The 1,600-nt window shown below is 65.7% G+C and carries 1 protein-coding gene; it reads right to left on the bottom strand.

Translation table 11 applies throughout. The features are described 5' to 3' along the window. Positions 1–52 precede the first annotated feature (52 nt). The gene (locus I5I_RS06640; protein ID WP_051039516.1) at positions 53–1,372 is read right to left on the bottom strand and encodes an ABC transporter substrate-binding protein; all 1,320 of its coding nucleotides are present in this window, start codon (positions 1,370–1,372) and stop codon (positions 53–55) included. Positions 1,373–1,600: the final 228 nt, after the last annotated feature.

Here is a 1,600-nt window from a genome sequence, read left to right as displayed (position 1 = left end):
GNNNGGNGGNGGGGNNNGNNNTNAGNNGCCCCCACCGGATCTCACAGGGGCCTCAGCGGTAGTCCGCGGTGCCCTCGTCGTAGGCCGTGCCCAGGTTCGCGTTCGTCGTCGCGGCATCCTGCGTGCCCGTCACGAGGCCCTGCAGCTGCTGCACGATCACGTCGTAGAAGCCGGGCGCGGGCCAGTCCGGGTAGAAGGACAGTCCGTCCTGGCCGAGGATGCCGTTGAACGTCGAGATCAGGTCCTTGCTCTTGGCGTCGGTGATGTCTTTCGGATCGGCCGCAACGGGCAGACCGCCGTTGTTGCCGATGATGGCCTGGATCTCCGGTCGCATCGTGATGTCGATGAACTTGTAGGCGAGATCCTTGTTCTTCGCGTTCTGCGGCACCACCCAGAGGTTGCCCGAGGAGCCGAGCGAGAGCTTGGAGCCGGGGAAGGCCTGCATCGTCCAATCGAAGCCGGTTGCCTGCTCCGTGAAGCGCCCGTACCACCACGAGCCCGACACGAAGATGGGTGCGGTGCCGTTGATGAACGACACTCCCGCGTCCTCGGCCTTGATGGAGGAGACGTCCTTGGCGATGTAGCCCTTGGCGACGTAGTCCTTCAGGGTCTCGCTGGCGTAGCTCGTCTCGGCGCCCTGCCAGTCGACCGGGTTCTTGTAGAGCTGGTAGTCGTTGACCCAATCCCGGCTGCCCTTGGTCAGCGACAGCTGGTACCAGAGCTGACCGAGCGGGTACTCCGCACCTGCTTCCGCGAGCGGCGTGATGCCCTTCGCCACGAACGCGTCGAGCACCTTGATGAACTCGTCGTAGGTGGTCGGAATCTGCAGGCCCGCCGCAGCGAACGCGTCCTTGTTGTAATAGACGCCGACGAACTCTCCGTAGTTCGGCACGCCGTACCAGGTGTCGCCGCCCATGACGCCCTTGTCGGTGTACTTCGCGGTGGTCTGCAGCGACGGTGCGAGCTTGTCGGCCCAGCCGTACTGTGCGACGGCGTCGGAGATATCGCTGATCAGCCCGGTCGAGGCGAGGAAGCCCGCGGTCGCGTTGCCCTTGTTGAACTCCATGACGTCGGGGGCGGCGTCGGTGTCGAGCACTTGGCTCGCCGTCTTCTGGATCTGTTCGAACGACTTCTCCTCGAACTCGACCTTCGCTCCGGTCTCCTTCTCGAAGACGTTGATGGCCTCGGCCCACGCCTTGCCCATCGCGCTGTCGGCGCCTTCGTAGTGCCAGAGCTTCAGGGTCTGGCCGGCCCCGTCGGTGCTGCCACCGCCGGTGTCGCCGGACGACGAGCAGGCGCTGACGCCCAGTGCGGCGGCGGTGAGAACGGCGGCGGCGGTCAGGACCCGCGCCCGCCCGGTGATTCGTGCCATCGTCGGCACTCCTTTCGGTGGGCCGTCATCGGCCCGGTCTGTGATTGCGGTGTTCAGTTGCGATCTTCAGTTGCGTGTGATGCGGTGAGGTGGCTATCGAAGCGCTTCGATGATGAGCGAACGGAAGGGCTTCCGGTCGGAGGGTTCACACCGAGGGAGGGGCGGTCACCGACCCTGCGTCGCGGTAGACGGGGGCGAGGAGATGAATGCCGGTCGGGCGGTGCGGAT

Origin of the sequence: Microbacterium sp. B24, assembly GCF_000333415.1 — a bacterium.
Classification (GTDB): Bacteria; Actinomycetota; Actinomycetes; order Actinomycetales; family Microbacteriaceae; genus Microbacterium.
The sequence above is the reverse complement of the archived record's forward strand: the minus strand, read 5'-3'. Positions and strand labels throughout refer to the sequence as shown.